At 66.8% G+C, this 26,982-nt stretch carries 25 protein-coding genes and 2 pseudogenes; 13 read left to right on the top strand and 14 right to left on the bottom strand.

Going from position 1 to position 26,982, the window contains the following annotated elements; translation table 11 throughout:
- Window positions 1-12: 12 nt before the first annotated feature.
- Window positions 13-1,575, bottom strand: coding sequence for an AtzH-like domain-containing protein (locus H1R19_RS22115; RefSeq protein ID WP_219850172.1), 1,563 nt, complete (start codon window positions 1,573-1,575; stop codon window positions 13-15).
- Window positions 1,576-1,678: 103 nt separating this feature from the next.
- Here H1R19_RS22115 and H1R19_RS22110 point away from each other — a divergent pair, with 103 nt between their 5' ends.
- Window positions 1,679-2,179, top strand: a complete 501-nt coding sequence (locus H1R19_RS22110; RefSeq protein ID WP_188328425.1) for an ureidoglycolate lyase — start codon at window positions 1,679-1,681, stop codon at window positions 2,177-2,179.
- Window positions 2,176-3,192 carry an LLM class flavin-dependent oxidoreductase gene (locus tag H1R19_RS22105; RefSeq protein ID WP_188328424.1) on the top strand — a complete coding sequence of 339 codons (1,017 nt, stop codon included), beginning with the start codon at window positions 2,176-2,178 and terminating at the stop codon, window positions 3,190-3,192. Before H1R19_RS22110 ends, H1R19_RS22105 begins: the two co-directional genes overlap by 4 nt.
- 21 nt (window positions 3,193-3,213) lie before the next feature.
- Here the strand turns inward: H1R19_RS22105 and H1R19_RS22100 are convergent, their stop codons facing one another.
- Complete coding sequence (locus H1R19_RS22100) at window positions 3,214-3,933, bottom strand: GntR family transcriptional regulator (protein WP_188328423.1); 720 nt, start codon at window positions 3,931-3,933, stop codon at window positions 3,214-3,216.
- Between the two features lie 282 nt (window positions 3,934-4,215).
- Between H1R19_RS22100 and ribB the strand changes: the two genes are divergently transcribed.
- Together ribB and H1R19_RS22090 are read left to right on the top strand one after the other, a co-directional pair.
- The gene (gene ribB, locus H1R19_RS22095; protein ID WP_219850171.1) at window positions 4,216-5,460 is read left to right on the top strand and encodes a 3,4-dihydroxy-2-butanone-4-phosphate synthase; all 1,245 of its coding nucleotides are present in this window, start codon (window positions 4,216-4,218) and stop codon (window positions 5,458-5,460) included.
- 88 nt (window positions 5,461-5,548) lie between these two features.
- Window positions 5,549-6,133 (top strand): hypothetical protein, encoded by a 585-nt coding sequence (locus H1R19_RS22090; protein WP_188328421.1) that lies wholly within the window; start codon window positions 5,549-5,551, stop codon window positions 6,131-6,133.
- 4 nt (window positions 6,134-6,137) lie between these two features.
- On the opposite strand, the gene H1R19_RS22085 is transcribed toward H1R19_RS22090, so the two are convergent.
- From H1R19_RS22085 to H1R19_RS22070, 4 genes are all read right to left on the bottom strand, one after another.
- The gene (locus H1R19_RS22085; protein WP_219850170.1) at window positions 6,138-6,962 is read right to left on the bottom strand and encodes an SHOCT domain-containing protein; all 825 of its coding nucleotides are present in this window, start codon (window positions 6,960-6,962) and stop codon (window positions 6,138-6,140) included.
- Window positions 6,963-7,082: 120 nt separating this feature from the next.
- On the bottom strand, window positions 7,083-7,577 hold the full coding sequence (locus H1R19_RS22080) for a flavin reductase family protein (protein WP_219850169.1): 495 nt from the start codon (window positions 7,575-7,577) through the stop codon (window positions 7,083-7,085).
- 8 nt (window positions 7,578-7,585) lie between these two features.
- Window positions 7,586-8,101 carry an NADPH-dependent FMN reductase gene (locus H1R19_RS22075; protein WP_188328418.1) on the bottom strand — a complete coding sequence of 172 codons (516 nt, stop codon included), beginning with the start codon at window positions 8,099-8,101 and terminating at the stop codon, window positions 7,586-7,588.
- A gap of 80 nt (window positions 8,102-8,181) precedes the next feature.
- Entirely contained in the window at window positions 8,182-9,039 is an 858-nt protein-coding gene (locus tag H1R19_RS22070) for a GntR family transcriptional regulator (protein ID WP_244970801.1), read from the bottom strand.
- Window positions 9,040-9,314: 275 nt separating this feature from the next.
- Here H1R19_RS22070 and H1R19_RS22065 point away from each other — a divergent pair, with 275 nt between their 5' ends.
- The 6 genes from H1R19_RS22065 to H1R19_RS22040 all read left to right on the top strand — a co-directional run bounded on the left by H1R19_RS22065 (window position 9,315) and on the right by H1R19_RS22040 (window position 16,059).
- Window positions 9,315-10,457, top strand: a complete 1,143-nt coding sequence (locus H1R19_RS22065) for an ABC transporter permease (RefSeq protein ID WP_244970800.1) — start codon at window positions 9,315-9,317, stop codon at window positions 10,455-10,457.
- A gap of 1 nt (window position 10,458) precedes the next feature.
- Window positions 10,459-11,361, top strand: a complete 903-nt coding sequence (locus tag H1R19_RS22060) for an ABC transporter permease (protein ID WP_219850168.1) — start codon at window positions 10,459-10,461, stop codon at window positions 11,359-11,361.
- Window positions 11,362-11,423: 62 nt separating this feature from the next.
- The gene (locus tag H1R19_RS22055; protein WP_188328416.1) at window positions 11,424-13,043 is read left to right on the top strand and encodes an ABC transporter substrate-binding protein; all 1,620 of its coding nucleotides are present in this window, start codon (window positions 11,424-11,426) and stop codon (window positions 13,041-13,043) included.
- A complete protein-coding gene (locus H1R19_RS22050; protein WP_219850167.1) occupies window positions 13,040-13,876 on the top strand; it encodes an ATP-binding cassette domain-containing protein in 837 nt (278 codons plus the stop codon). The genes H1R19_RS22055 and H1R19_RS22050 overlap by 4 nt, the downstream gene beginning before the upstream one ends.
- On the top strand, window positions 13,873-14,646 hold the full coding sequence (locus H1R19_RS22045) for an ABC transporter ATP-binding protein (protein WP_188328414.1): 774 nt from the start codon (window positions 13,873-13,875) through the stop codon (window positions 14,644-14,646). Before H1R19_RS22050 ends, H1R19_RS22045 begins: the two co-directional genes overlap by 4 nt.
- A 78-nt stretch (window positions 14,647-14,724) precedes the next feature.
- A complete protein-coding gene (locus tag H1R19_RS22040) occupies window positions 14,725-16,059 on the top strand; it encodes an NtaA/DmoA family FMN-dependent monooxygenase (RefSeq protein ID WP_219850166.1) in 1,335 nt (444 codons plus the stop codon).
- An 89-nt stretch (window positions 16,060-16,148) separates the two neighbouring features.
- Here H1R19_RS22040 and H1R19_RS22035 read toward each other — a convergent pair whose 3' ends face one another.
- Entirely contained in the window at window positions 16,149-17,003 is an 855-nt protein-coding gene (locus H1R19_RS22035) for an oxygenase MpaB family protein (RefSeq protein ID WP_219850165.1), read from the bottom strand.
- The gene (locus H1R19_RS22030) at window positions 17,000-17,995 is read right to left on the bottom strand and encodes an esterase/lipase family protein (protein WP_188328411.1); all 996 of its coding nucleotides are present in this window, start codon (window positions 17,993-17,995) and stop codon (window positions 17,000-17,002) included. Before H1R19_RS22030 ends, H1R19_RS22035 begins: the two co-directional genes overlap by 4 nt.
- A gap of 297 nt (window positions 17,996-18,292) precedes the next feature.
- On the opposite strand from H1R19_RS22030, the gene H1R19_RS22025 reads away from it, so the two are divergent.
- Window positions 18,293-19,939, top strand: coding sequence for an acyl-CoA synthetase (locus H1R19_RS22025; protein ID WP_219850164.1), 1,647 nt, complete (start codon window positions 18,293-18,295; stop codon window positions 19,937-19,939).
- A 20-nt stretch (window positions 19,940-19,959) separates the two neighbouring features.
- On the opposite strand, the gene H1R19_RS22020 is transcribed toward H1R19_RS22025, so the two are convergent.
- The 4 genes from H1R19_RS22020 to H1R19_RS22005 form a co-directional block, all read right to left on the bottom strand.
- Entirely contained in the window at window positions 19,960-21,240 is a 1,281-nt protein-coding gene (locus tag H1R19_RS22020; RefSeq protein WP_219850163.1) for a competence/damage-inducible protein A, read from the bottom strand.
- 103 nt (window positions 21,241-21,343) lie between these two features.
- Window positions 21,344-22,876 carry a catalase gene (locus H1R19_RS22015; protein ID WP_219850162.1) on the bottom strand — a complete coding sequence of 511 codons (1,533 nt, stop codon included), beginning with the start codon at window positions 22,874-22,876 and terminating at the stop codon, window positions 21,344-21,346.
- A gap of 89 nt (window positions 22,877-22,965) precedes the next feature.
- Window positions 22,966-24,141 carry a CaiB/BaiF CoA transferase family protein gene (locus H1R19_RS22010; protein WP_244970799.1) on the bottom strand — a complete coding sequence of 392 codons (1,176 nt, stop codon included), beginning with the start codon at window positions 24,139-24,141 and terminating at the stop codon, window positions 22,966-22,968.
- Between the two features lie 111 nt (window positions 24,142-24,252).
- Window positions 24,253-24,738 (bottom strand): MarR family winged helix-turn-helix transcriptional regulator, encoded by a 486-nt coding sequence (locus tag H1R19_RS22005; RefSeq protein ID WP_219850161.1) that lies wholly within the window; start codon window positions 24,736-24,738, stop codon window positions 24,253-24,255.
- A 145-nt stretch (window positions 24,739-24,883) separates the two neighbouring features.
- On the opposite strand from H1R19_RS22005, the gene H1R19_RS22000 reads away from it, so the two are divergent.
- Window positions 24,884-25,276, top strand: a complete 393-nt coding sequence (locus tag H1R19_RS22000; RefSeq protein WP_244970798.1) for a DUF5313 domain-containing protein — start codon at window positions 24,884-24,886, stop codon at window positions 25,274-25,276.
- Window positions 25,277-25,348: 72 nt separating this feature from the next.
- On the opposite strand, the pseudogene H1R19_RS21995 reads toward H1R19_RS22000, so the two are convergent.
- A pseudogene (locus tag H1R19_RS21995) lies at window positions 25,349-25,464 on the bottom strand (SDR family oxidoreductase); the annotation flags it as partial.
- Between the two features lie 135 nt (window positions 25,465-25,599).
- Here H1R19_RS21995 and H1R19_RS21990 point away from each other — a divergent pair.
- Window positions 25,600-26,185, top strand: a pseudogene (locus H1R19_RS21990) (GMC oxidoreductase); the annotation flags it as partial.
- A gap of 24 nt (window positions 26,186-26,209) precedes the next feature.
- Here H1R19_RS21990 and H1R19_RS21985 read toward each other — a convergent pair.
- A complete protein-coding gene (locus H1R19_RS21985; protein ID WP_188328404.1) occupies window positions 26,210-26,857 on the bottom strand; it encodes a TetR/AcrR family transcriptional regulator in 648 nt (215 codons plus the stop codon).
- Window positions 26,858-26,982: the final 125 nt, after the last annotated feature.

Raw genomic sequence — 26,982 nt, 5'->3', positions numbered from 1 at the left:
GTACCGCGGGAGTCAGATGTGAAAGGTCAAGTGCCGGGCCGCGAATCGCAACAGCGTGTGATCGGCGCCGACCGCCCCGACCGCCGACAGTCCCACCGGTGCGCCGTCCGCGGTGAGGCACGGTGCGGAGATCGCCGGCCGGCCGGAGAGGCTGGCCAGGCACGTGAGATGCAGGGTCGCGGTGCGCGCACGCTCGGCGGAGCCTTCCGTCCGCAGGGGTGCGGGACCGGCTGCGCTGGGGAGGAGCAGGGCCGTACCGGCCCCGAGCACGCCGTCGAGGTGAGCTCGCGCGCGCACGATCTCGGCTCGCGCGTCGTCGGCCTCGGTGGCGCTCACCGCCGACGCGATGCGGAATCTCGCGGCGACATCGGTGGCGACCGCGTCCGGGTGATCGGTGAGGAACTCGCCGTGGCTCCGCCACGCCTCGTGGGCTTGCACGGTTCGGAACGCGTGGAACCACGTGGGCAGGCGCCCGTCGGTGACGTCGTGGTACCGGAGCGCGAGCGAACTGTCGAGGGTGCGGACGGCGGACCAGAACGACTGTGCGACCTCGGGTTCGGCATAAGCGAGGAGCGTGGGGTCCACGACGATCTCGGTGATGTCCGCGTCCGCGTCACCGCGACCGTCGGTCACCAGGATGTCGGCGCCGAGGCGCACCGTGTCGATGTCCCGGGCCATCAGGCCCACGGCGTCGAACGAGGGTGCCAGGGACAGCAGCCCGGTGGTGTCGATGAGTCCGTGGGTGGGGCGGAATCCCCAAATTCCCTGGTAGGACGCGGGAACACGGATGGAACCCGCAGTGTCGGTGCCGAGGCCGAGATCGACCTCGCCCCCGGATACGGCCACTGCGGGACCGCTGGTGGAGCCGCCCGGGATGCGGCCGGGCGCGGCGGGGTTCGGTGGCGTTCCGTAATGCGGATTCGTGCCGCCGAGGCTGTAGGCGAGTTCGTCGGTGTGCGCGATCCCGGTCACGGTGGCCCCGTGGCGGAGCAGTGCGGCGACCGCGCTCGCGTGCTCGGTTTCGACGGGGGCCAGCTCGAGGTGGGCCGGGGTTCCGGCGCCGATGCGTTCGCCGGCCACGGCGAAGAGGTCCTTCACCGCAATCGTCAGCCCGCTGAGGGTTCCCGCGCCGGTCGCCCCGACCAGCGGCGCGCCGACCTTGCGCCACACCGTCTGATCGCGCGGTGACCCGGCACTCAGGTGTGCGTAGGCGACCTTCCAGCCTGCGGGTGTCCGCCGCCAGACCTGAGTCTGCAGTCCGCGCGTACCGTCGGGGCGGCAGTTCTCGGCCAGGACGACGGCGGCGGCGTCGGAGATCTCGCGCACATGGACGGCGGTGATCGTACGCACCGGGGCACCGTGGGAGCGCGCGGCCCGGAACTCGGCGATCGCGTTGTGACCCAGCAGAACTGCGACGGAATCGGCACGCACGGTCTGCTCGTCATCCCAGAACAGGTCGTCGAGGGCGGCGACATCGTTGGCCATGAGCGCGGCCTCGTACCGCCAGAACTGCTGCATGAGAGCGGAATCGGCGTCTGGTGTGAGATCGGGTAACCCCTCGATGCTGGTACTCATCGTCTCAGCCTGCACCGCAAATGTTTCGCGGATGTGACGAGCCCTTTCAACATGTCAGACATGTGCTAGCGTCCCCGCCAAACAACGAATTCACGGAGGAACCATGACTGGTGTCGTCCCTGCCCGGCGCATCCCGATCCAGAACCTCACCGACGACGCGTTCGCCCCGTTCGGGGCCGTGCTGACCGCGGTGCCCGACGGTGACAGCCCCCGGGAGGGTGAGCGGCTTCTCGATCTCTCGCGCGGAACCCCGCGGTTCTACCTGATGGCCCTGCAGGACCGGCCGGCACGGTTCGACTCGATCACGCGTCACCGTTCGGTGACGCAGGTGCTCGCATCGGTGGGCGGCGGGGAGTGGATGATCGCGGTCGCCCCTCCGGGGGCGGTCGACGATCCCGAGGACCGTCCCGGCGCCGACGACGTCAAGGTCTTCAGAGTGGGCGGTGACGCTGCGGTCTTGCTCCATCGCGGGACGTGGCACGCCGGACCGTTTTTCGCTCCAGAGCAGATGTCGTTCTTCAACCTCGAGCTCGACGACACCAACCAGGTGGACCACCAGAACTTCTCTTTCGGTGTCGAGTTCGTCGCCGGACAGTCGTCGTGACGGGGTCCCGGGTGCTGCCGGTCGGCCTGCTGTACCAGATGTGGGAGACACCGGCGGTCTCGACTGCGGCTCTGGTGGAGCGTGCTCTGGACGATTTCGCCCATGCCGAAGCCCTGGGTTTCGATGCGGTGTGGGTGGGTGAACATCATTTCGTCGACAAGGACCGAGACTTCTACGGGCGCATCGCGCACCCGGAGATGCTCCTGGCGAAGGCGGCGGCGGAGATCCCGCGGGTGCGTTTCGGGACCGGGGTCAAGGTGTTGCCAGATATCAGTGCAACCCGCGCGGCGGAGGAGATGTGCATGCTGGATCTCCTGTCCGGGGGGCGGGCGGACTTCGGGATCGGTCAGGGCACCGGGTACTCCGGCGAACAGCGTCTCGAGCGTCAGAAGGTCTACCGACAACGTGTGGACCACATTCTTCGCCTTCTCGACCGTGCGACCGACGACGAACTGCCGACGCTGACCTTCGACGACGGAGCTCGCGTGCGCGCCAACCTGTGGGCGGCTTGTCGCGACGACGACTCGATCGACGACGCCGCCCGGCACGGACTGAATTACGTGGTGGGCCAGGCCGAGAACGCACTGTCACAAGCTGAACACATCCGTCGATTCCGGTCGGCCGGCGGCACCGGCACGGTGCGCGGTGTCCGGGCTGTGCACATCGCGGAGTCGTGGGATCGGGCGTGGGCCGAGTTCGAGGAGGCGTTCGACATGTACGGCGCGATCTTCACCGGCCCCGACCACCGGTACACCCGTGAAGCAGTGGCCGCCGGGCATATACCGGAGACGCCGAGCACTGTCGACGAACGGCTGCGACAGGCGAACGTCATACTCGGGACGCCTGCGCAGGTCGCCGAACAGTTGCGCGAGTACATCGATGTCACCGGGGTCGATCGGCTCGACCTGCTGGTCCAGTTCCCCGGCCTGCCTGCGACTTGTACGCGGCGGTCGATGGAACTGTTCGCCGGCGAGGTGTGGCCCGAACTCGAACCGGTGCTGATCGGCTCGTAGTTCGGGGCGCAAGCGTTCTGGTCACCGCCGCACCAGTCGGATCATCGTGTGCTGAAAGTTGTGCGTGGAGTGGAGTTCCGACGCCCAGTAGGCGGTCCGGCCCGAACGCGCGACACCCACCACTTCCATGGTGAGGGCCGGATGTCCCTCGGGGAGGTCCAGCAGACGGGCGTCGCGTGGTGATGTCGCCGTCGCGGAGGGATACACGATTTCCCACTCGGTCGGGCCGACGCCGACATCGGCCGCGATGTCGAACACGGGCCTGGTGGCGTCGATCTGGGCTGCGGCGCCGGGGGGAAGGACGATCGAGTCGTTGGCCCGGATCACCGGCTCGTCGTCGGCGAACCAGACCTTGGTCGTTCGGAGCAGTCGGGAATCGGGTTCGAGCTCGTACTGCGTTCTCTCTTCGGATGTGGGGACGTCCAGCCTGGATTCCACCACGACCATCGACGCGCGTCGTCCCGTCGACGCGATGAGCTCGCTCCGGTCCACCTGTTCGTCGATGCGCGCAGACACGTCGAGCAACCGTCGATTGATGATCGTGTCCGCGCCCTTGCGCCGCCGGATGTATCCGCGTTCCTCGAGTCGGACGAGGGCTTCGCGGACCGCCGGACGCGACGCGGCGAGGCGCTCGGCGAGCGCTGGTTCTCCGGGCATCGGTGAGCCCGCCTGCGCGGACTGCAACCACACCGCCTCGAGGCGGGCGGGTAGACCGGGCAGCGCCGTGTTCGCGTCGGACATGACCGAAGTGTAGTGGAGCCGAGAGCACGTGTATGACACGTGGACAGTCCGGCCCCGGCGGACGATGCCGGCTTCGACCGATCGGCGGATTGACGTTCGGGGATGATCGCGTCCGGCGTGTTTCGCCGCTCCGCGGCTGCTGACCTGCGGCGTCAGGATCGGTGAGCGGCGAAATTCACCTGCCACGAGCGGGTTTCGCCTCCGACATGGAGACGTTGTCGAATGGCGTACAGCGCGTGGTGAGCCACGCGAGCACGATTCGCTCTACGTCGAGGAGATCTGATGAACGCCGTCGAGAACGCAATCGATGCGCTGCGTGCGGGACGACCGGTCCTGGTGACCGACGCCGCCGACCGCGAGAACGAGGGCGACGTCATCCTGGCGGCCGACCGCGTCACCACCGAGTGGACGGCATGGACCGTGCGGAACACCTCGGGGTTGTTGTGTGCGCCGATGACCGGCGAGCGGGCCGACATGCTCGAGTTGCCTGCGATGGTGATCGACAACGAAGACCCCAAAGGTACGGCGTACACCGTGACCGTCGATGCGGCCGAGGGCGTCACGACGGGGATCTCGGCGGCCGATCGGGCGCACACCCTGCGGATGCTCGCCGCCGCCGCGTCGGGTCCGCGGGACTTCACCCGCCCGGGGCACGTGCTGCCGTTGCGGGCCCGTCCCGGTGGCGTGCTGGAACGTCCCGGTCACACCGAGGCCGCCGTCGACCTGTGCGCGCTGGCCGACATCGCGCCGGTGGGTGTCATCGCCGAACTCGTCGCCGACGACGGCTCGATGATGCGTTATCCGCAGGTCGCCGCTTTGGGATCGCGGATGGGGTTACCCGTGCTGACCATCGAAGAACTGGTCAACTACCGGCGCATGCACGACGCGCAGAGCTGGTCGGTGGCGCCTCGTGTCCGGCGGGGCGCCGAGACGGTACTGCCGACCCCGGCCGGTGAACTGCGTGCCATCGGTTACCGCGACACCGAGACCGGCGCCGAGCACATCGCCCTGATCAGCGACCCGATCGGCGGCAGGAGTCTCCACAAGGACTCCGTTCTGGTCCGGGTGCACTCGGAATGCCTTACCGGTGAGGCATTCTCGTCGCAGCGATGCGAGTGCGGGCCTCAGCTGGATGCAGCCCTCGAACGAATCGGGAACGAGGGCGGCGTGCTCGTCTACCTGCGCGGGCACGAAGGTCGCGGCATCGGGTTGCTCCAGAAGCTGGCCGCCTACCGTCTCCAGGATCAGGGGCTCGACACCGTGGAGGCCAACCTCGAACTCGACGAGCCCGTCGACGGTCGCGAATACGGTGCGGCCGCAGCGATCCTCACCGATCTGGGAATCCAACGCGCGCGGGTGATGACCAACAATCCGGACAAGGTCCGCGGCCTCACCGATGCCGGGATCGAGGTGACCGAACGGGTGTCGCTCGTCGTGGGGGTCACGTCGTCGAACGTCCGGTATCTGGACGCCAAAAGGCAACGCCTGGGCCACTTTCTGGGCAACGCCACGTACGCGCACCGGTAGGCCCGTATGACGCTGTGCTCGGATGGCGACCACAAGGTCATATGGATCTTCAGTCGATGTGCGCCCGCGGGACGTGCAGACTGACCTCATGACGGCACCCGAACCGAATGTGTTCCTGTGGTGGCTGCCGGTCGGCGCCGGTGGCCGAGTCGTGGTGCGCACGAGTGGCTGGTGGGAGTCCGTCTCGGCGCGGCGCGAACATCGTCGGCCACGGCAGCTGTTCCACAGTGCGCTGGAAGTGCGTGTCGGAGAGACGAATCACGTCATCGAGATGGCCCCCGCGTGGGGAGTGCCGCCCGGCGAGCGTGGCGTCGTCGCCACCGGATCCGTCGGGCTCGCGAACCTCGGATGGTGCCCGCTGTTCCGGTACGAGGTGCGGTGCTGGGCCGGCGGGATGATTCCCGATCGCGAGTGGGCGGTGGACGGTCCGGTGGCCTGGTCGGTGGGTGAGGAGGTGGCGTCGGCGCTGGTGCGCATGGTGGGGGACGTGCCGCGCTTCACGTGGGGCCGCGACGCGCTGGGTGTCGGGGACATGTGGAACTCGAACTCGTTGATCGCGTGGCTACTCGAGCGATCTGGGATCGACGCGGCCTCGGTTCACCCGCCCGGTGGCGGAGGTGCGCCCGGGTGGCGTGCGGGAGTCGCAGCCGCGAAAGCTCCGGGCGGTCGCTGACCCGTCAGAGCCGGGCGAGCAGCTCCGCCTTCTTGGAGGTGAACTCGTCGTCGGACAGGATGCCTCGCTGGTGCAGGTTCGCCAGCGACTCGATGGCCGCCACGATGGCGGCCGGGTCGTTGGGCGTCGGTTCCGAAGCGGACGGCGACTGGGTGTTGGAGGACTGGGGGTTTGGGGACTGGAGGTCTGGGGACTGGGCCGCCGCATGTCGGGGTGCGGGCGCCGCCACCGGCGTCTCGGTGATCTGCTGGGCACCGAGCTCCCGGAGGCCGGAGACGTCGAATGTCCCGTACTGGCTGGAGAAGCTCACCGAACCGTAGCCCGACCCCTGTTGCTGCTGGACGCCACCGATCTGATGATCGGCGGTGTCGAACACCCGGGTGACACCGCCGACCTGGATCGCGAGCCGGCGCGTGGCCGGGAAGATCGCGTACCGGACGTCGTTCTGCCCGCCGGTCGAGCTGGGTACGCCGAGGTCGGCCGGCCACCAGTTGTTGGAGGGGAAACCGCCGCCGTTGGGTGCAGAACCCGTCGAATGGGCCGGCGCAGGGGGGAAGATGCTGATGGTGGCCAGCACGTTCGACAGCTCGTTGCACAGTGAGTCGACCCGGGACTTCAGCGAGTGGTTGAACATGTCGCCCACCATGGTCATGCCGCCGCGCATCCACTGTCCGGATCCGCCCAGTTCGGGAATAGTGAACTGCGCCATGGTGCCACCGCCGTTGTTGACGGCCAGCAGCATGGCCAGCACGGCATCGCGTGACAGGCCGTGACGCCGGGCGATGTCGGCGATGGCGTTCTCTGCCTCAAGGGTGACCGGTGGGTTCATGGTGGTGTCTTTCGTCGCGGATGGCCCGGTTCAGGGTACAGGGAAAGCCCTGAACAGCCGCTCACCCACCGGGTGGCCATTACTCCTCTCAGACGCCTACCTGCTGGGGCGCCCACACCCTCAGGCGCTCAGCCGCGCGAACGCCGAGCGGTGGAAGATGATGGGTTGTTTGGAGTGATCGTTGGCGAGTCCGACGACGCGGAGGACCACTATCTCGTGGTCGCCCGCCGTGTGCGAACTCTCGATCGCACACTCGAAGTGAACCGGCGCATCGTCGAGAAGCACTGCGCCGCCGGGAAGTACCGTCGTCGCCACCCCGGTGAACCGTTGCGTCTTGTCCTTCGACGAGAGCTGGCGGATGACCTCGGTGTGACTCTCGCCCAGAACGGAGACGCCCAGGGTGGGTAGATCTTTCAGTGTCGGCCAGGTGGTGGAGCTCTGCTGCACCGCGAACATGACCAGTGGCGGATCCTGCGAGACACCCACGGCGAACGAGGACGCGACCAGCACCGTCGCCACGGTGTCGGACATGCCGGCCAGTGCGACCACACCGGTGGGGAAGGCGCCGAAGGCGTTTCGCAGTTCGGCCGGATCCAGATCGGCGGTCGGCGTCATCGTCGTGCTCATCGGTCGCCCGCCGTGACGGGCACGTTCGCCGACGCCAGCACGATGCGGCCCCACCGATCTATCCACGGTTGAAAGGCTTCGGAGTCGTCGTGCAGCTTGTCGACGACGTACAGGCCTGCTGCCGGGACAGTGGCGCCGAGTTCGACGAGCACGGGCTTGAGGAGCAGGTCCGGTGCCATGTAGTGCGCCGGTCCGGCACCCAGCATGAGCGGGATGGCGGTGACGTCCTGCAGACCGTCGCTGGTGGAGAACTGGTCGAGGAACAGCTTCAGGAGCCCGGTGTAGGTGGCTTTGAAGGTCGGTGACGCGAAGACCACGAGGTCGCTGTTACCGACGATCTCGACAGCCGCTGACACCCCTGCGTCGCCCCAACCGAGGAGCCCCGCACCGAGGTCGACCACGTCGACGACGTGATCGGGTTTCTTGCCGGTGAGGTTCGTGGCCAGCAGACAGGCCGCGGACAATGTTCTCGATGCAGGCTTCGGGTTGCCTGCCACTACCGAAACGATCACGGTCTTCCCCTTCGAATGTCGCGTGTTGCGTTTGAATGCAGCGTGCGGGGGCGACATTGCCGAATCGTCAACCGTTCATTTCACCCAGATTGCGCGAGATCGGCGGGAGGTGAACCGTCCGGATCGTGCGCGATCGTCCCCGAAGTAGCCGATTCGTGCGCGGCCGGAGCGGAATTGGCCTCCGGGAACCATGTCACATCCGAGTTGTCCACTTGTGACTCGAAGCGCACCCGATCCGCGCGGAACCGGTCGAAGACGATCTCCAGAGGTGTGCCGTCGGCGGTGGTGTAGAGGATCTCGCGCGAGAGCAACGTGTCTCCCGACCGAACATCAAGGAGGCGCGCAGTCCGCTCGTCGGCGCTCTCGGCACCGATCGACACCGAGGCGCCCCCGGGCGCGACCCCGAAGAACTCCGCGAGCGTTCGTGCCATCGACATGGGTTTGCCGCGTAGAAGATTGGGGTCCGCGGTGAATCGGGGGGAGAAGTACGCGCTGCGCATGCCGATGATCTCCCCACGCGCGATGAAGGAGTTCTCCACGAGACGGACGACGTCGTCGTCGATGCGGAGTCTCGACCTGATGAGTGGAAACGTCGGGACGATGCACTGATCGGTGACCTGGATCTGAACCTGCTCGCCACCGGTCCCCGACACATCCCCCAGTGCCACACCGAGATCGCGCCGATTGACACGCGTTCCGATGCGTGGCCTGCGGATCACGACGCCGGCCTCACTCAACTCGTTGAGCGCCGCTCGCACCGATCCGCGGCTCGAGTTGAACATGATCATCAGGTCCTCCTCGACGAGTTGTGCATCGATGTCGATGGTGCCGTTGCGAATAGAGGCGAGGATGAGATCGCGGACACGACGGGAGGACACCTGCCGGCCGCGCGCGGAGCCGCCGCGCGAGCGGGGGTGATGTGGGGGTGGTGTCGTCATCAAACGTCACCTCCGATCTGGGTAACAGAGCAAGGAAACGCTTATGACCGGTGAGTCTAAGAGCTCTCCCGCCGTTTCGAGTTGCGAGTAGCCAGCGTCACATCCGGCGCAAAATCCTCGGAGACCAGGACGCAGGGCCTTCTGACCTGTGCAAACGCGTGTTCCTGATTGATTGTGAACCCGCGCAATTGATCAGTCACCGGAAGACGCGGGTTTGGAAACAAACCGCCAACAGGATCTGCACTCATCAGATCGAGTTCCCGGGGAGGGATCGAGTGACCATCCAAGCAAACGACATCGACACCAGACTTGCATTGACTGCAGTCGGTGACGGCGGGGCCGGTAGTGTCGGTGCGCCGGGTTCGGGCGGATCGGCCGTCATGGCGCGGCTGTTCGAGTGGGCCTGGATCGGACGTGCCGCGGGCCGGGCCCTCGTCAACTTCCTCATCTTCGTGGTCGCGGCCTTCTTTCTCGTCCAGTTGATTCCCGGCGACCCACTCGTCTCGGCCTCCGGCGGGCAACTGAGCGGCGAAGCGCTGGAGAAGGCGCGGGAGAGCTACGGGCTCAACGGTTCTCTGGTATCCCAGTTCTGGGACTACCTCACCGGTCTGCTGGGCGTTGATCTGGGCAGCTCGATCGCCACCGGACGGCCGGTGGCCGAGGACATGGCCACCCGTGTTCCGGCGACACTCGAACTCATCGGCACCGGGCTGTTCTTCGCCTGTCTGATCAGCTTGCCGATGTCGTACCTGATCGTCACCCGTCCGACCTCCCGGTTCGCCCGAGTGCTCCGGTCCTACGCCAGTTCGGCGGGCGCGATCCCCGAGTACGTGGTCGGAATCCTGTTCCTGTTCGTCTTCTTCGCGACACTGGCGTGGGTGCCGGCGCCGTCGGGACGCCTGGACCCGATCCTCATGCCGCCGGCGCAGGTCACCGGATTCCCGATCTTCGATGCGTTCCTCGCCGGTGACACCGCGGCGGCCGACTCGTACATCTCGCACCTGATCCTGCCCGTCGCAGTCATGGTGGTCGCGCACACCGCCATCCTGGTCAAGTCACTGGTTCTGGCTCTTGACACCGAAATCGACAGCCCGGCAACACGGTTCCGCATCGCCTCGGGTGCACCGCGTCGCGTGGTGGTGCTGAGCATCTATCGGCGGGCGTTGCCGTCGGCGGTGGCGATGCTGGGCATGATCTTCGGACTGCTGCTCGGCGGCGCGGTCGTCCTGGAATCGCTGTTCGGCCTCGGCGGCCTCGGCCAGTATGCCGTCGACGCGGTACGAGCCTCGGATGTCTACGCACTCAGGTCATTCCTGGTGGTCATCGCCGCCCTGTGTCTGACCGTCTACTTCCTCACCGAGGTGGCCACCGGCCTTCTCGACGCCCGCCGACGCGATTCACGAAACCAGGAGATCTGACATGGTGATGGCACCCCTCTCCGACACCTCGGCTCTCTCGGAATCGCCTTTCTCGGAAGCGGCACCGGACACCCCGCGGCGAACCGGAGCGATCGGCAGGATGCGCGAGTACGCCCCCCTCATCCCGTTCGCGATCGTGCTGCTGCTGGCGATCCTCGGACCGATGCTGGCACCGCAGTCGGCGACGATGGTCGTGGGCACCCCCTCCACGCCGCCCACCGGTGACCACTGGTTCGGCACCGATGCCAACGGCTTCGACATCCTGTCGCGAACCCTCACCGCGTTCCGCCTCGACATCGTGATCGCCATCTGCGTCACCCTCCTGGCCACCATGGCCGGGATCGCGATCGGCTCGCTGGCCGGCATGTACGGTTCGCGAGGCGGACCCCTCGGGATGGTCGCGGCGACCCTGGGACGCACGATCGACCTGGTGCAGGCCATGCCCGTGATGATCGGCGGACTGGTCATCGTCTCGTTCTTCGGACGCAATTCGGTGGTCATCGCGCTGGCGCTGGCACTGGTGGTGATGCCCTTCCAGGGGCGCCTGATGCGCACCGAGGTGTTACGCACGCGCACAGACGGATTCGTGACCGCGGCGCGGATGAGCGGTGAATCCGAAACCCGGATACTCCTGCGCCATGTGATCCCGAACGCGTGCGCTCCCGTATTGGAGAATGCCTCGGCGATCTTCGGTATGGCCATCATCTTCTGCGCCGGCCTCGGCTTCCTCGGCGTCGGAATACCCACTCCTGCTGCCGAGTGGGGGAACATGCTCGCCGCCGGCGCCTCTGACGCCGCCGTCGGACGCTGGTGGCCTGCGCTGTTCCCTGTACTCGCCCTTGCCTATTCGGTGTGGGCTGCATCGAAGGTCACCACATTCGTCTCTCGCCGTCGGCGTTCCTGACTTCTGCCCCGGCTCAACCATTCCTCTCTCGACCCCTTCTACGAACGGAGATCTCGATTCCCATGAGACGCCTATCCACATTGGTCAGCGGCACCGCGCTCGCGCTCGCCGCCGCCATGACCCTGAGCGCCTGCGGTGGCGGTTCGTCGTCGGACTCCGCCTCCGGCGGTGTGGTCATCGTGACCGCCGCCCAGCCTCCGAGTTTCAGCTACGAGACATCGGCCACCGGATACGAGGCCGCCGAGTTCTTCGTGAACACCGGCGCCACTCTCATCCGTAACCCGTACGTGGCGGGCAAGGACGGTCTGGCGGCCCACCAGGAACTGTTCGAGTTCGAGCCCCGCCTGGCCAAGAGCTACGAGGTCAGCCCCGACGGCAAGATCTACACCTTCCACCTCAACACCGAGGCCAAGAGTGCATCGGGCAACGCCCTCGACGCCGACGACGTGATCTTCACGATGAAGCGCAAGTTCGGTGTGGAGACGAGCATCGTCCCGTTCATCAGTGCGCCGGTGATCAACACGCCCGATCAGTTCCAGAAGGTCGACGACGCCACCGTCACGATCTCGATCGACGATCCGGCCCACGGTTTCACCCTCCTGTCCCTGCTGTCGAACGCGCCGTACTCGATCTACGACTCCGAGGTCCTGCAGGCCGCCGCCACCCCGGATGACCCGTATGGCGTCGAGCACTCGAAGACCAACGCGGACTTCGGGTTCGGTGCATACAAGCTGGCCAGCTACACGCCGGGACAGCAGATGGTCTACGAGGCCAACCCCGGCTATGCGCTCGGAGAGCCCGGGGTCAAGCGTGTGGTCCAGCGAGTCGTGGCCGACGCGGGCCAGCGCTCGAACCTGGTCAAGAGCGGGGACGCCTCCATCGCGACTCAGCTGCGCCCGGCCGACCAGGTCGCGCTCCGTGACGCGGACGCGGCGCAGATCTTCACCGTGCCGAGCAACGCCTATGTCTACGTACCGCTGACCACCACCATGGCGCCGTTCGACAACGTCGAGGTCCGGCGCGCCTTCGCCCACGCGGTGCCCTACGACGCGATCATGAAGGACGTCTACAAGGGACGTCTCGGCCCCATCACGTCGATCCTGAACGACACCCTGCCCGACTACAACGGCAACGGGCTCGAGAACAACACCACCGACCCGAAGCGCTCGCTGGAGATCCTGCGCAATGCCGGCATCACGACTCCGGTCGAGTTCGAGCTGACGGTCAACAACGCGGTCCCCGATCTCAAGGAGACGGCGGTTCAGATCCAGACCGCCGCGCGCGCTGCGGGATTCGACATCACCCTGAACGAGGTCAACTCGGCGGTCTTCCAGGAGGGCCTCGCCAACAAGTCGTTCCAGGCGTCGATGGGTCGCGACTACGCGGTCATCCAGTCCCCGCCGTATGTCCTGTCGCTGTTCTACACCCCGGGCTCGCCGATCAACTGGCCCAACTTCGATTACGCGCCGATGAACTCCACCGTGGCCGCAGGCAATGCCGCGGGTGATCCGCTGGGCGCGCCGGCATGGGCGAAGTGGAACGAGGCCGAGCGCATCCTCCAGGACCAGATGCCCACTGTCTACATCGGGTATGTCCAGCCGCTCAACGCCTTTGCCAACGGTCTCGAGGGCTACGCATTCCGCACCGACAGCGTCATCGACTATTCGGAGCTCAAGCCGTGACGGCCCCGGTTCTCGAGGTCACCGACCTGACGATCCGCTACGGCGGCGTGGAGAAGGTCCACCCGAGCTCCTTCACGGTCGGTACCGCAGAGCGCGTCGCGATCGTCGGCGAATCGGGTTCGGGCAAGTCCAGCATCGCCAACGCACTCGGCGGCTTCATCCCGCCGAATGTGGGCGAGGTGTCGGCCGCGACGATGTCGCTGTCCGGACGGCCGCTGCTCGACGGGACACCCGCGCGCATCCCGCACCGGCGCGAGGGCATCTCGATGATCTTCCAGGACGCGATGAGTTCGCTCGACCCCATCTGGTCGGTCGGCAGCCAGCTGATGGCAGTACTGCCGAAGTCGGTCCACGGTTCGCGTAAGGCGCGTGCCGCGGCCGCCGGGCAGCGGCTCGAACAGGTCGGCATCACCGACCCGTCGCGGGTGATGTCATCGGTGCCCGGCCAGTTGTCCGGCGGTATGCGCCAGCGCGTGATGATGGCGATCGCGCTCGCGTCCGAACCCGAGCTGCTGATCGCCGACGAGCCCACCAGCGCACTCGACGCGTCGCTGGCGGTCACGGTGATGGAGCTGATGACCGAGCTCACCATCAGCAACGGCGCCTCGCTGGTCTTCATCACCCACGACATCGCGCTCGCACGACGATTCGCCGACAAGATCCTGGTGATGCGCGACGGCGACATCGTGGAGAGCGTTGCCGCCCGGGAGCTCGACCACGCAACGCACCCGTACACCCGCGGATTGCTGGAATGCATGCCGACGCTCGGGTCGGCACAGCTCGATCGTCTCCCGACGCTGGACACGGTCATGCTCGAGGAGAGTGCGGCATGAGCACCATCATCGAGGTCGTCGACGTGCACAAGCAGTACGGCCGCAAGGTGACCGCGGTCGGCGGCGTGACCACCACGCTCGAAGCCGGCCGGGCGACCGGCATCGTCGGCGAGAGTGGTTCGGGCAAGTCGACTCTGGGCAAGATGATCGTCGGCCTCGCCGCGCCGACATCCGGTCAGGTGCTGGTCGACGGGCGGGATCTGTCCCGTCTGCTGGAGCGGCGGCCCGGGCGACTGGAGTACCGGCGCAAGGTGCAACTCGTCGCCCAGGACACCACCACCACATTCGATCCGCGGCGGATCGTCCGCGAGGCGATCCGACGGCCCGCCCAGATACTGGGCGGGATGGACGTCGCGTCGGCCGACAGCGCCGTCGACGCGATCGTCGCCGAACTCGGGATCACCCCCGAATTGGTCGAACGGTACCCGCACCAGCTCTCCGGCGGTCAGCGACAACGCCTTTCGATCGCTCGGGCGCTGGTCGTGCATCCGGACATCCTGGTGTGCGACGAGGCCGTCAGCGCACTCGACGTGTCGGCGCAGGCGGTGGTCCTCAACCTGCTCAAGGACTACGTCAGGACCCACTCGCTCGGGTTGGTGTTCATCTCGCACGGCCTGCCCGCCACCGCGTTCATCACCGACGACCTCTTGGTGATGAACCAGGGCAAGGTCGTCGAGTCGGGTGAGACCACGGCGATCCTGAACAGACCGTCGAATGCGTACACCAAGACGCTGGTCGCCGCGTACCAGGCCGTCGAAGAAGCCGCCTGACATCCGCAGTATCGGTCGCGCATCCCTGCGGCGCACAACGACTTTCACAACAACACTGCACAACAAGGAGATCTGAACATGTTCCATATGGGTTGGTTCCTCGGCGACGGTTTCGGCATTCACCCCTGGAGCCCGACGAACGGTGACGGTCCGTGGACCGGCACCAACGCCACCGACTGGATGAAGCCGGGCATCTACGTGGACATGGCGACGAGCCTGGAGCGTGCCGGCTTCGACTACATCCTCATCGAGGACACCTCGATGGTGGAGGACTCCTACAACCAGTCGTCGGAGACCTCGTTGCGCCGCGGATTCATGGCGCCCAAGAACGATCCGCTACCCCTGGTGCCGCTGATGACCCAGGTCACCAAGCACATCGGGATCGTCCCGACGGTCTCCACCATCCAGTACCCGCCGTTCCTCGCCGCCCGCGCCTTCACCACCCTCGACCACCTGACCGAGGGTCGCGTCGGCATGAACGTGGTCACCAGCGTCACCGACCGGGTCGCCCAGAACTTCGGCTACGAACGGCATCTCGAGCACGACGAACGTTACGACATGGCGATGGAATGGATCGACGTCGTCAAGGCGCTGGAGAACTCCTGGGACGACGGCGCGGTCATCGCCGACCCGATCGCCGGCATCTACGCCGATCACACCAAGGTGAACCCGATCGAGTTCGTCGGCAAGTACTTCAAGTGCCGCGGTCCGCTCAACACGATCCCCGGTCCGCAGCGCAACGTCCCGGTGTGTTCGGCGGGTAGCTCGGAGCTCGGTCGCGTGCTCGCCGCCAACTACGACGACACCCAGATCGCCATCGTCAAGGATGCCGCGGACGCGAAGACCTACCGCCAGGACATCCGTGCCCGTGCCGCTGCTGCCGGACGCAACCCCGACGACATCAAGATCCTCTTCATCGCTACGCCGACCATCGCGGCCACCGATGCCGAGGCCCACGCTGCCTACGAAGCAGCCCAGGCTTTCCGCAAGACGGACAAGGCCATCGAGTACAACCTGTGGAACATGTCGTACACCTCGGGTGGTCGCATCGACTTCGGTGCCATCGATCCGGACACCAAGGTCGGCGACATCGATCTGTCCAAGCAGAACGGCGAGTACACCTCGATCGCCGGACTGTTCGGTGGGCGCGAGGACGAGACGCTGCGCGAGGTCGTCGCGAGCAGCTTCCAGGTCAAGGACATGGGCCTCGTCGGCTCGCCGTCCACCGTCGCGGACAAGATGGGCGAGATCATGGAAGAGGCCGGTGGCGACGGTTTCCTGTTCTACCTGCCCACCACCCGCATGAATCTCGCGATGGTGTCCGACGGTCTCGCGCCGGAGCTGCGTCGTCGCGGGTTGATCCGCGAGGAGTACACCGGGTCCACCCTGAAGGAGAACCTCACCGCATTCTGAGAAAAGAGAGGGTCCGGTGTCCCCGTTCGCCTCGGCGGGCGGGGACACCGGACCTTTGTGCGGCGCACCGCGTTCGGAGGCGGGGGGCGTCACCGTGCGGCGCGGGCCGCCTGCCTGGCGTGCGGCACCATGCGCACCGATTTCGGGAGACGCGGGATGACGAGCCGGGACTGGAATGAGATCAGGCGGAACAACGTGCGGCGGCCACGACCCCAGTCGACGCCCAGGAGCTCGCGCAACTCCGGGGTGAGCAGTCCGGCGGTGACCGTGGAGAGCACGAGTCCGGCGACCGGACGGACCAGGGTGTTCCATACGATCGGGCGCCGCAGCACCGGGACATGTGGTGGGGGCTTGGGTGAACTCACCACGCCGAAGACGCGGTCGGTGATGTCGGAGCGTTCCAGCTCGGTCCGCGTCATCTCGTCGAACCAGTCGCAGAACGCCTGCCAGTCGGCGGGCATGTCCTGCTCGCGCACGCCGTACATGAGGCCGACCCGACGCATCTCGAGGTAGAACTGCTCGACCTCCCCGGGCCGCCAGCCGCGGCCGAGTTCCTTCTGCTGGGTGTAGACGCCGTGCACGAGACTCGCGTGAACCCAGTGGAACGCCTCGGGATTCAGCGAACTCCAGCGGGAGCCGTCCGGATTCTGGCCCTTGATGTCACGATGCCGTTCACGCAGGCGGTGCGCCATCTCGATCGCGTCGTCCCGGCCGTAGACGACGCCCATGATCATGTTCAGGGTGCGCTCGGCGCGTCCGTACGGGTCGGACTCGAAGACGGAGAACTCGCGCACGCCGGTCGCCACGACGGGATGAGCGACGTCGATGAGCAGCCGGCGTGGCGCGCCCAGCACGAAGGTGAGATCGCCGAAGACGTTCCAGGCCACCGAATCCGGACCCAGTGGCGTGATCTCGTCGTTCTCGTGCGTGGACGCCGATGTCATCGACCCTCACTCATCCCGGGATAGACGGGATCTACCTGGAAGCAGGGGACGCGCGTCGCCTCGGCCGGCGTCAGCGCGTTCTTGACATGCCGCCAGGCGCGCTCGCTGTATGCGATCGCCAGATGCTCGGACAGATCGACCGGGCAATCCTCCTGCAGAAGGATGTTCGTGACGTTGTCGCCCTCGAGGAAACCGTTGGTGAACGGCGTCGCGATCTCGTCGTACTTGGTCACGATGGTCGTGTAGTGCGGCCCGGGTCTGGTGTCGCCGTTGCCGTAGACCTTGCGTACGAGGTCGGAATACTGTGTCTGCTGGGCGAAGGCCGGGAACAGCGCCTTGAAGATGTCATAGCCGACCGGACCGAACGGTGGGATGAAATACCGCAGGTAGGTGAGCATGTTACCGGTCGATCCGTGATTGCCGGGCGCGATGCCGATCAGCTTGTCGACCTTCTTGTCGCCGCCGAGGAAGTCGATGTAGTAGTGCGGCAACAGCCCACCGCCCTGCGACCAGCCGACCAGGTCCACCTTCTTCGCACCGGTACGGCGCATGATGCCGTCGATCTTGCGCGACACCTCGCGCGCGGAGGCCTCGATGTCGGCGAGGCCCTGAAACGGGAAACTCGGTACCGGCGTGATGTTGCCGTAGTTGAACGTGTAGACGCAGTACCCGCGATTCGCCAGGTACGGCGCGCCCGCCGTGTACGCCCACTGCGTGGTGGCGGTGGCGTTGAGGAGGACGACCGGGTTCGGGCGCTCCTTGGTGAGCTTGCACGTGGGGTCGTTGGCGCCGGGTGGGGCCCAGTTGGCATCGAGTGTCTGGTCGAGCATGCCGGGGATCGCGGACCGGAAGTCCCACGAGACCGGGTGTTTCCCGGATGGTGCGGCCGCGGCAAGCCCGGAACCGATGACGGCGGGGACCGCGATCGTGGCCATCATCGTGCACGTCACTGCTGCGGTGACAATCGCTGTCAGCCGATCCAACTTCAGCATCTGTTCTCCATCCCGATCTGATGACGGATGTTGTCAGACATGGTCGCCTTTCGCAACGAATTGCGACTTCTCGGTGAACCCGCGGGGGACCGTACGGCGGTGGCCCCGAAATTTCGCGCGTGCGAAACCTGCTGGGCCGAACTCGATTTCGCGGTATGCGCGGCGTTGCCGAAGGCGTCGCCATAGTCTGGCACCTGCATCGGCGACTGGGGACGCATGTGACCAGAGGTGCGTGGGCGAGCCCGAGCCGAACCCGAATGACATGAGCGTGGCCTCGGCCGCGGAAGGTGGGTGGACATGGTCTCGGTGACCGGTGCGGTCGGCACTGTGGTCGAATCAGCACAGGATGCCTTCGGTGCGTTCAAGGTGCTGAAGCGATCCGGCCTGCTCGACCCGACGCGGCCCAAGGAGCTCCTGACGACGGTCAAGCGCGCGAAGGTCATCGGCCCGTGCGCGTCGGTCGTCGCCCACGGTGCCGACGAGTATCCCGAGGCGGACGCTGTCGTCGACGAACGTGGCGAACTGACCTTCGGCCAACTGAATGCCCAGGCCAACGCACTGGCCAACTCGCTGCTGGCGGCGGGGATCGAGCCCGGATCGGTCATCGGTGTCCTGGCGCGCGACCATCGCGGCCTCCTGACCACGATGAGCGCCGCGGGAAAGGCCGGCTATCGGCTGGCGATGATGAACACGGGTTTCGGCAAGGCGCAGTTCGTGGAGGTCGCGCAGCGGGAGAAGATCGTCGCGATGCTCTACGACGAGGAGTTCACCGACCTCGCCGACGCACTGCCCGCCGACACACTACGCATCGTGACCTGGGTGGACGGTGAGCGCCCGATCGCCGACGGCGTCCGTACCCTCGCCGACATCGCGGCCGGCGGCGACACGTCGACCCCGCCCGAACCTGCCGATTTCGGCGGCCTGGTGATCCTGACCAGCGGCACCACCGGACTGCCCAAGGGGGCGCAACGGTCCAAGATGTCGCCGTTCGCCAGCGCCCTGCTGCTCGACCGCATCCCGTTCCCGCAGCGAGGCGCCATGGTGATCGTCTCGCCGATCTTCCACTCCACCGGCTTCGCGCTCTGGGGCGTGGGCACCGCGCTGGGGAACAAGACGGTGGTGATGCGGCGCTTCGATGCCGAGAAGACTCTTGCCGCACTCGCCGAGCACAAGGCCGAGGTGCTCGTCGCCGTCCCGACGATGCTGCACCGGATGGTCGCCCTCGGGCCCGAGGTCATCAAGAAATACGACCTGTCCGCCCTGCGGATCATCGTCATCGCGGGATCGGCCCTGTCGCCGACACTCTCGGAGGCCGTCCAGGACACCTTCGGCGACGTGCTCTACAACCTGTACGGTTCCACCGAGGTAGCGGTGGCATCGGTGGCCAAACCCGCCGAGTTGCGGCTCGCGCCGGGGACGGTGGGCCGCCCACCGGTCACGAGCCGGCTCGCACTCTTCGACGACAACGGTCAGCGTGTCTCCGGAACCAACGTCCGCGGAAGGCTTTTCGTCCGCAACGGGGCCCCCTTCGAGGGATACACCGACGGACGCAACAAGGAGATCATCGACGGTTTCATGTCCACCGGCGACATGGCACGGTTCGACGAGCACGGACTGCTGCACATCGACGGGCGCGACGACGACATGATCGTCTCCGGCGGAGAGAACGTGTACCCGCTCGAGGTCGAGAACCTACTCGGCGAGCACCCCGACATCGACGACGTCGCGGTCATCGGCGTCGACGACGACGAATACGGAAAGAGGTTGCGCGCGTTCATCGTTGCCGCGCCGAATGCAGACCCCGGGCCCGAGGACATCAAGGCTCACGTGAAGTCGCACCTCGCCCGGTACAAGGTGCCGCGTGACGTCGTGTTCGTCGACGAGCTGCCACGCAACCCGACGGGCAAGCTCGTACGCAGGCAGTTGCCGACCGGACCCCTGTGAGGGGTGGCGGCATCGGCGGATCAGGGTGCCGGAGAACGCAGTTCCCGCACCAGCAGATGTAAAGCCGCGGTCGTGGTCAGTGCGCGGACCCGTTCACGATCACCGGGGAAGCGACGCCTGACGGTCACCGTGGGGCGTCCGGCGATGGCGATGCCGAAACACACGGTGCCGACGGGTTTGTCCTCGGTGCCGCCGTCGGGGCCCGCGATGCCGGTGGTCGACACGGCCACGTCGGCCCGCAGGCGCCCACGAGCACCTTCGGCCATCGCCGCGGCGACCTCCTCGCTGACCGCGCCGTGCGTTGCGATGAGCACGGCGGGCACGTCGATGAGGTCGGTCTTGGCCTCGTTGGAGTAGGAGACGACGCCGCCCATCACGTAGGCCGACGACCCGGGACGGTCCGTGAGCCGGGCGGCGATGAGTCCGCCGGTGCAGGATTCTGCCGTTGCGATCACCCGGCCGTCGAGCGCACCGATCAGGTGGTCCTCGATGGTGGAACCGTCGGTCGAGAAGATCTGAGGTCCGTGACGTTCGGTGAGGTAGGCCAGAAGGGCGTCGTAGACGGGGGCGTCGCCGGCGGCGAACCGGGTCACCATGTCGAGTTCGCCGCGCCGGAGGCAGGTGGTGATCTCGAGCCGGTCGAAGTCCGCGATCTCGGCTTCGGCGGATCGAAGGGTCTCGGCGAGCTCTGCCTCCTGCAGGCCGTAGGCGCGGATGGTCGCCTGTTGCAGGTCGTCGGCGTGCGACAACACCTCGGCGACCGCGGGGGCGGCCACCGCGGCCGGCCACATCGCCTGCAGTTCACCGGGCGGGCCGGGCAGGATGACGATGGCGGGCAGTCCGGTTGCAGGCGGGATGACCACGCCGGGGGCGGTCCCCGTCGGCGGGATCGCCACGGCACCCACCGGGACGTACGCCTGTTTGCGGATCCCGGCGCGGGTGGGTCCGGCGTCGACGTCGACCGTGGCTCCGCGCCAGCGTCGGATGATCGAGGCGATGTGTTCTTCGAGTTCGGCGTCGAGGAGCAGCTCACGCCCGCAGAAACCGGCGACGGTCGCCACCGTCAGGTCGTCGGCGGTGGGGCCGAGGCCGCCGGTGGTGACGATCAGGTCCACGCCCACCTCGGCGAGGAACCTCAACTGGGCGGTCAGGTCTGCCGGCCGGTCGCCGCAGATGGTGATGTGGGCGACGTCCACGCCGAGGTCGAGAAGCCGTTCGGACACCCACGGTCCGTTCTGGTCGGAGATCCGGCCGGTCAAGACCTCGGTTCCGGTGACGACGATCCCTGCACGCACACTCACGGACCCGAGACTAGTCGGATTCCAACGCAGAACGCGCCTGCCGGCACGGCACGAACGCAGAACGCGCCTGCCGGGATGGCAGGCGCGTTCCGCGTCGAACCGGTCAGGCCTTCTCGGCCTTGGCCTTCTCCTGCACGGACGATCGGGCCGGGTTGCCCTGGTCGTCCTTCTTGGGATCGGACTCGTCCTTCTTCTCGGTCACGCCCGACTTGATGCGGGCCCCGATGTCGGGATCGACGCGATGCCAGTACTCGAAGGCGCGTTGGAGAACGGGCTCGGAAACGCCGTTGAGCAGATGTCCGACGACGTTGTCGACGAAACGTTCACGTCCGGCGTCGTCGAACACCTCGCGGACCATGGTGCCCGCCTGACCCCAGTCGTCGTCCTCGGGATGGTCGACGTAGGCGCTGCGGAGGATCTCCCCGTTGGCCGCCCACTGCGGTTCACCCTGACCGGGATACAGCGCCGACGGCCCTCCCTTGGAGTTCGGTGCGTAGACCGGGTCGGGAACGTTGTGAATCCGCATGGCGCCGTCCTTGGAGTACGAGTGGACCTCGTTGATCGGCGCGTTCACCGGGATCTGCTTGTAGTTGCCGCCGATCCTGGCGCGGTGGGCGTCGGCATAGGAGAACACCCGGGCGAGCAGCATCCGGTCGGGACTGAACCCGATACCGGGCACCACGTTGTTCGGCTCGAAGGCGGCCTGCTCGATCTGGGTGTGATGATCGACCGGGTTGGTGTGCAGGGTCATCTTGCCGACCTCGATCAGCGGGTAATCCCCGTGCGGCCACACCTTGGTCAGATCGAACGGGTTGAAGCGGTAGCTCACCGCATCGTCGAACGGCATGAGCTGGACCTTGAGCGTCCACGACGGATGATTGCCGGCCGCGATGTTCTCGAACAGGTCGCGGGTGTGGAAATCGGTGTCGGCGGCAGCCATCTGATCGGCTTCGTGCTGGGTGAGGTCCTCGACACCCTGATCGGTCTTGAAATGATATTTCACCCAGTGCTTGACGCCTTCGGCGTTCACCCACAGGTAGGTGTGGGAGCTGTAGCCGTTCATGTGGCGCCAGGTCTTGGGAATTCCGCGATCGCCCATGAGCCAGGTGACCTGGTGTGCGGACTCCGGGGACAGCGTCCAGAAGTCCCACTGCATGTCGTGGTCGCGAAGGTTGTTGTCCTGTCGGCGTTTCTGCGACCGGATGAAGTGCTGGAACTTCATCGGATCCTTGACGAAGAAGACCGGCGTGTTGTTGCCGACCATGTCGTAGATGCCTTCGGAAGTGTAGAACTTCAGCGCGAAACCGCGCGGGTCGCGCCAGGTGTCGGGGCTGCCGCGCTCGCCCGCGACCGTCGAGAACCGCGCCAGCATCTCGGTTTTCACACCCGGCTGGAACAGCGCGGCACTGGTGTAGGCCGAGATGTCCGCGGTGGTCTCGAATGTGCCGAAGGCGCCGCTGCCCTTGGCGTGCGGCTGCCGTTCCGGAATCCGTTCACGGTTGAACTGCGCCATCTGCTCGATCAGATAGTGATCGTGCAAGACGATCGGACCGCCGGCACCCACGGTCAGCGAGTGTTCGTCACTGCCGGCCGGAGCGCCCGAATCCCGGGTTGTGTAGAGCGAATCTTCGGACATATCGCCTCCGAGAGGTCGTCGTATCCGTGCATCTGAGGGACCCGAGGGCTGCAGGTCCGCACCGGCGATCCTACGCCGGCGGGTCGCCGTCAGATCTCGATGCCGAACTCCCGCAACACCGATTCGGTGTGCTGGCCCAGCGCGGGTACCGGACCCATGGCGAGTTCGACGTCGTCGAAGGTCATCGGTGGCAGGACCGCTCGGACGGGCCCCACCTCGGTGCCGACCTCGCGCCAGCGGTCGCGTTCGCTGAGCTGAGGGTGCGCGACCACGCCCTCGAGGTCGCGGATCTCGGCGGCCGGGACACCGGCATCGGCGAGCCGGCGATCGAGTTCGTCGGTGGTGAATCGTTTGGTCTCGGCGGCGATCAGTGCGTCGACCTCGGCGCGCAGTGACACCCGATCGACATTGGTGCGGTACCGCTCGTCCTCGGCCAGATCGGGACGTTCGAGGACGACGCGGGCCAGGGTGTCCCAGCCGCGGTCGTTCTGCACGCCGATGAGGATCGTGCCGTCCTGGGTCGGGTACTTGTCATACGGCACGATGGCCGCGTGTCCGAGCCCTGCCCGGGCGATCTGACGGCCGCCGTAGAGCCGCATGTACATGGGGTGGCCCATCCATTCGACCGTGGCGTCGAACATCGAGACCGCGACCCGGGCGCCGATACCGGTCCGCATGCGTCGGAAAAGCGCGGAGAGCACCGAGGTGAGTGCGTACATCCCGGCGGCGATGTCCGACGTCGGCACCCCGGTCTTGGTCATCTCGTCGGGGGTGCCGGTCACCGAGATCAATCCCGATTCGGCCTGGACGAGCATGTCGTAGGCCTTGCGGTCCCGGTACGGGCCGGCGTCGCCGTAACCGGACATGTCGACGACGATCAGTTCCGGGTGGTCGGCGCGCAGGTCGTCGGCGGCCAGGCCCAGACGTGCGGCCGCACCCGGCGCCAGGTTCTGCAGGAAGACGTCGGCGCCGGCGATCAGGGTCTTGACCGCCTCGAGCCCCGAGGCGCTCTTGAGGTCGAGCGCGACCGATTCCTTACCTCGGTTGAGCCAGACGAAATGTGAGCCCGCGCCGCCGCGTACCGCGGTGTCGTACTGCCGTGCGAAATCGCCCTCGCCGACTCGTTCCACCTTGATCACCCGGGCGCCGAGATCGGCGAGGTGCCGAGTGGCCAGTGGGGCGGCGACCGCCTGCTCGAGAGCGACGACGGTGATGCCTTCGAGCGGAAGGGATCCGGGAGGGACGGGGCCGGGGTCGGAAGTCACCGGCCAAGGATCACCCGTCCGCCCGGTGCCCGTCAAAGGGAGGGAAGACATCCCCGGTCGAGTCGCTCCGGACCCGCTCGGCTTCGGCGCGTTCCCGTCGACGGCGAGGTGTCAATCCTCTTTGTTCGTCGCCTCGCCGAGGCGGTGCAAGAGCGTGGTGAGGGTCCGGATGTCCTCGGGATCCCACTGCGCCAGACGGGCGCGCCAGTCGATCACCGCCGACGCGACGACGGCGTCGATGCGTTCACGGCCGTGATCGGTGAGGGTGACCACGCGTGCGCGTGCGTCGCGGGGATCCGGATGACGTTCGGCGAGGCCGAGGCGCACCAGCGCGTCGATCTGGCGGGTCACCGTGGATTTCTCCATACCGACGGCCGTGACCAGCTCGGACATGGGCATGGAGTTGTGCCGCGCCAACACCGTGATGAGGGGATAGCACGACGGGTCGAGCCGACTGTCTATGGCGCGCGCCCGCACCCGTGTGCGGATGCGTCCGCGTCGCCAGAAGTCGGTGAGCTCGGATTCGAGTCCGCTGATGACGTCCGGGTCGACCGGAGGGTCCGCGGGATCGTGTGACGCGGTCATGTCCGAGCCCATCTGATCGACTCCTTCCGTGTAGCGCCGATCGCGGTCACCGAGTTGCGGGTCAGGGTACCCACTGCGTTGTGCGCGAGCGCACCTGGTCGCCGGCTGTGGGGTAGTCGACATTGGCGAACCGATCGGCGTGGGGCACGATCGAGGGGTGACCACCACTCAGCGCACCAAGCCGAATCCATGGGAGTACTTCAAGTACGCCTACTGGGCGCGATTGCCGCAATCGATGCTCGCCTGGGTCGCCAACGACCTGGCAGGCCCCGGGGCGTCGGTGCGGATGGTGACCCGCTGGGCGTTGCCGTGCATCATCGTGCTGATCCCGATGCTGTTCGTCCCCGCGGACTGGGGCGTGCGCATCACCATGACCATGCCGATCCTGATCGCATACCTCTTCTTCTCGATCGCGCTGAACCGCGTGTACCGCCGCCACCGGCTGGTCCAGCACGGACTCGATCCCGAGCTGATCAACAAACTCGAGCGCGAGAAGAACTCCGACCTCTACGACGAGTACCACCGCAAGTACCGCGGCGAGCGTCGCTAGCTGTTCTTCCCAGCCAGCTCCTGATCGCCGACGCCGTACACGACGGCGCAGGCACGACGAGGCGGCGCCGACTCAGTACAGGTAGTCCTCGCCGCTGGCGCGCACCGTCACGTCGGACAGGCTGATGCCCCACGGCTGATCGATGACGTGGACGACGGCCCGGGGGTCAGGTCCTCGGGCGTGATGAGCCCCCACGGATCGTCTGTCGTTCGGATCGTCTGTTGTTCGAATCTTGGTCAGATCCCCTCGCACCGGGACGGTGGTGCGGTCACCGCGGTATCTGGCGCCCCGACAGTTCGCGAAACGCGTTCGGGCCGCGGGTCTTGCCCGACGGCCTGGGCGCCGGCTGGGGCACCAACGCCGACCGGATCTACACCTGAACCAGCCCCAGCGTCGATTTCGGTCCGGTGCAGGGCGGGCCGGTGGTCTTCGGCAGCCCCAACTGGAGTGACCCGAAGAGCGCATTCACCATCATCCAGGCCTCGCTGCCGCCGCTGCCCGCCTACACCGCCACGACGATGATGGTCGGCTTCGGGGTCAGCTCGGGCCGGGGGGCATCGCCTACGACTCGAAAGCAGGCGACGCACTGATCCACTGGCCGCACGAGGGGGATCGGGAGATCCAGACCGAACACATCGATGGGGCGGTGCGCCGGATCGCCGGCCCCGACGCGATCCTCACCGACACCAATGCGTTCTTCCCGTCGACGTGGCACGCGCTCGGCGGTGCGAACATGGGCACCGTGTGCGACCTCGAGGGTCGCGTGAAGGGCCAGCGGGGACTCTATGTGGTCGACGGCGCCCTCATGCCGGGAACACGGCGGCGTGCAACCCGTCGATGACCATCGCGGCAGTCGCCGAGCGAGCGCTGGACCACATCGTCGCTCACGACGTGGGCACCCGGATCTGAGTGACAGCGGGAGGCCCGGTCGGTTCACGCCGTTCGGCCCGGACCGACCGGGGCCAGCCACATCCCGGTGAGGGCGTCGACGACGAGGTCGCCTTGGTGCTGCCAGCGGGTCAGTGGGCGGCCCTGCGCCTCCGCGGCGCGTTCGATGTCGGCGAGGGAGTTCACGATCATGTGGCGCGTCATGTTGTTGCGCAGCTCGAGAACATCGTCGGGGTACGCCGGTAGGGCGTCGTAGAAGCGGTCCAGGATCGTCATCAGGGCGATGGAGTCCGCCATCTGCTCGTAGAGCAGGACGGTGGCGGCCGGGTCGCTGGAGACCTGGGCGAAGAAACGGGCGAAGTAGGTGGGTGCCCCGAGTTGGCCGAGGTATTCGATCTCCGGACCCACGAGGCAACGGAGCCAGTCGCGCACGCCGGGATGCGTTCCCACCGTGTCGAGGAATTTCTGGCGCAGCGCCTCGATCGTGTCGTTGTGCACCGTGAGCGTGGCCCGGACCAGATCGTCTTTGGAGCCGAAGTGATGGCCGACAGCATAATTGTTGCCCTGACCGGCGGCCTTGCTGATCTGACGGCTCGACACCGCCGACACGCCGTTCAGGGCGATCAGCTTCTCGGCCGAACTGATCAACAGCCGGCGCGTACGGGCAGACTGCTCCGTCTTCCCCTCGCTCATGGATCGATGATGCCCTACCGCCTTGGTCACAGACGGGGAGATTTGTGACCTGTTCGCGGCAGGGATGGCGCGCGGACAAAAGCGGCTTACCGGGCACCCGTTCACGACGTGCCGCCGGCGACGCG

It is taken from the genome of Gordonia jinghuaiqii, from assembly GCF_014041935.1.
Lineage (GTDB): Bacteria > Actinomycetota > Actinomycetes > Mycobacteriales > Mycobacteriaceae > Gordonia > Gordonia jinghuaiqii.
The sequence above is the reverse complement of the archived record's forward strand: the minus strand, read 5'-3'. Positions and strand labels throughout refer to the sequence as shown.

What these genes read in the sequence shown, in the direction of transcription:
- H1R19_RS22115 (WP_219850172.1), bottom strand. Translation starts at nt 1,575, where the DNA reads ATGAGTACCAGCATCGAGGGGTTACCCGATCTCACACCAGACGCCGAT.
- H1R19_RS22110 (WP_188328425.1), top strand. Translation starts at nt 1,679, where the DNA reads ATGACTGGTGTCGTCCCTGCCCGGCGCATCCCGATCCAGAACCTCACC.
- H1R19_RS22100 (WP_188328423.1), bottom strand. Translation starts at nt 3,933, where the DNA reads ATGTCCGACGCGAACACGGCGCTGCCCGGTCTACCCGCCCGCCTCGAG.
- ribB (WP_219850171.1), top strand. Translation starts at nt 4,216, where the DNA reads ATGAACGCCGTCGAGAACGCAATCGATGCGCTGCGTGCGGGACGACCG.
- H1R19_RS22090 (WP_188328421.1), top strand. Translation starts at nt 5,549, where the DNA reads ATGACGGCACCCGAACCGAATGTGTTCCTGTGGTGGCTGCCGGTCGGC.
- H1R19_RS22085 (WP_219850170.1), bottom strand. Translation starts at nt 6,962, where the DNA reads ATGAACCCACCGGTCACCCTTGAGGCAGAGAACGCCATCGCCGACATC.
- H1R19_RS22080 (WP_219850169.1), bottom strand. Translation starts at nt 7,577, where the DNA reads ATGACGCCGACCGCCGATCTGGATCCGGCCGAACTGCGAAACGCCTTC.
- H1R19_RS22070 (WP_244970801.1), bottom strand. Translation starts at nt 9,039, where the DNA reads ATGACGACACCACCCCCACATCACCCCCGCTCGCGCGGCGGCTCCGCG.
- H1R19_RS22060 (WP_219850168.1), top strand. Translation starts at nt 10,459, where the DNA reads ATGGTGATGGCACCCCTCTCCGACACCTCGGCTCTCTCGGAATCGCCT.
- H1R19_RS22055 (WP_188328416.1), top strand. Translation starts at nt 11,424, where the DNA reads ATGAGACGCCTATCCACATTGGTCAGCGGCACCGCGCTCGCGCTCGCC.
- H1R19_RS22045 (WP_188328414.1), top strand. Translation starts at nt 13,873, where the DNA reads ATGAGCACCATCATCGAGGTCGTCGACGTGCACAAGCAGTACGGCCGC.
- H1R19_RS22040 (WP_219850166.1), top strand. Translation starts at nt 14,725, where the DNA reads ATGTTCCATATGGGTTGGTTCCTCGGCGACGGTTTCGGCATTCACCCC.
- H1R19_RS22035 (WP_219850165.1), bottom strand. Translation starts at nt 17,003, where the DNA reads ATGACATCGGCGTCCACGCACGAGAACGACGAGATCACGCCACTGGGT.
- H1R19_RS22030 (WP_188328411.1), bottom strand. Translation starts at nt 17,995, where the DNA reads ATGCTGAAGTTGGATCGGCTGACAGCGATTGTCACCGCAGCAGTGACG.
- H1R19_RS22025 (WP_219850164.1), top strand. Translation starts at nt 18,293, where the DNA reads ATGGTCTCGGTGACCGGTGCGGTCGGCACTGTGGTCGAATCAGCACAG.
- H1R19_RS22015 (WP_219850162.1), bottom strand. Translation starts at nt 22,876, where the DNA reads ATGTCCGAAGATTCGCTCTACACAACCCGGGATTCGGGCGCTCCGGCC.
- H1R19_RS22005 (WP_219850161.1), bottom strand. Translation starts at nt 24,738, where the DNA reads ATGGGCTCGGACATGACCGCGTCACACGATCCCGCGGACCCTCCGGTC.
- H1R19_RS21985 (WP_188328404.1), bottom strand. Translation starts at nt 26,857, where the DNA reads ATGAGCGAGGGGAAGACGGAGCAGTCTGCCCGTACGCGCCGGCTGTTG.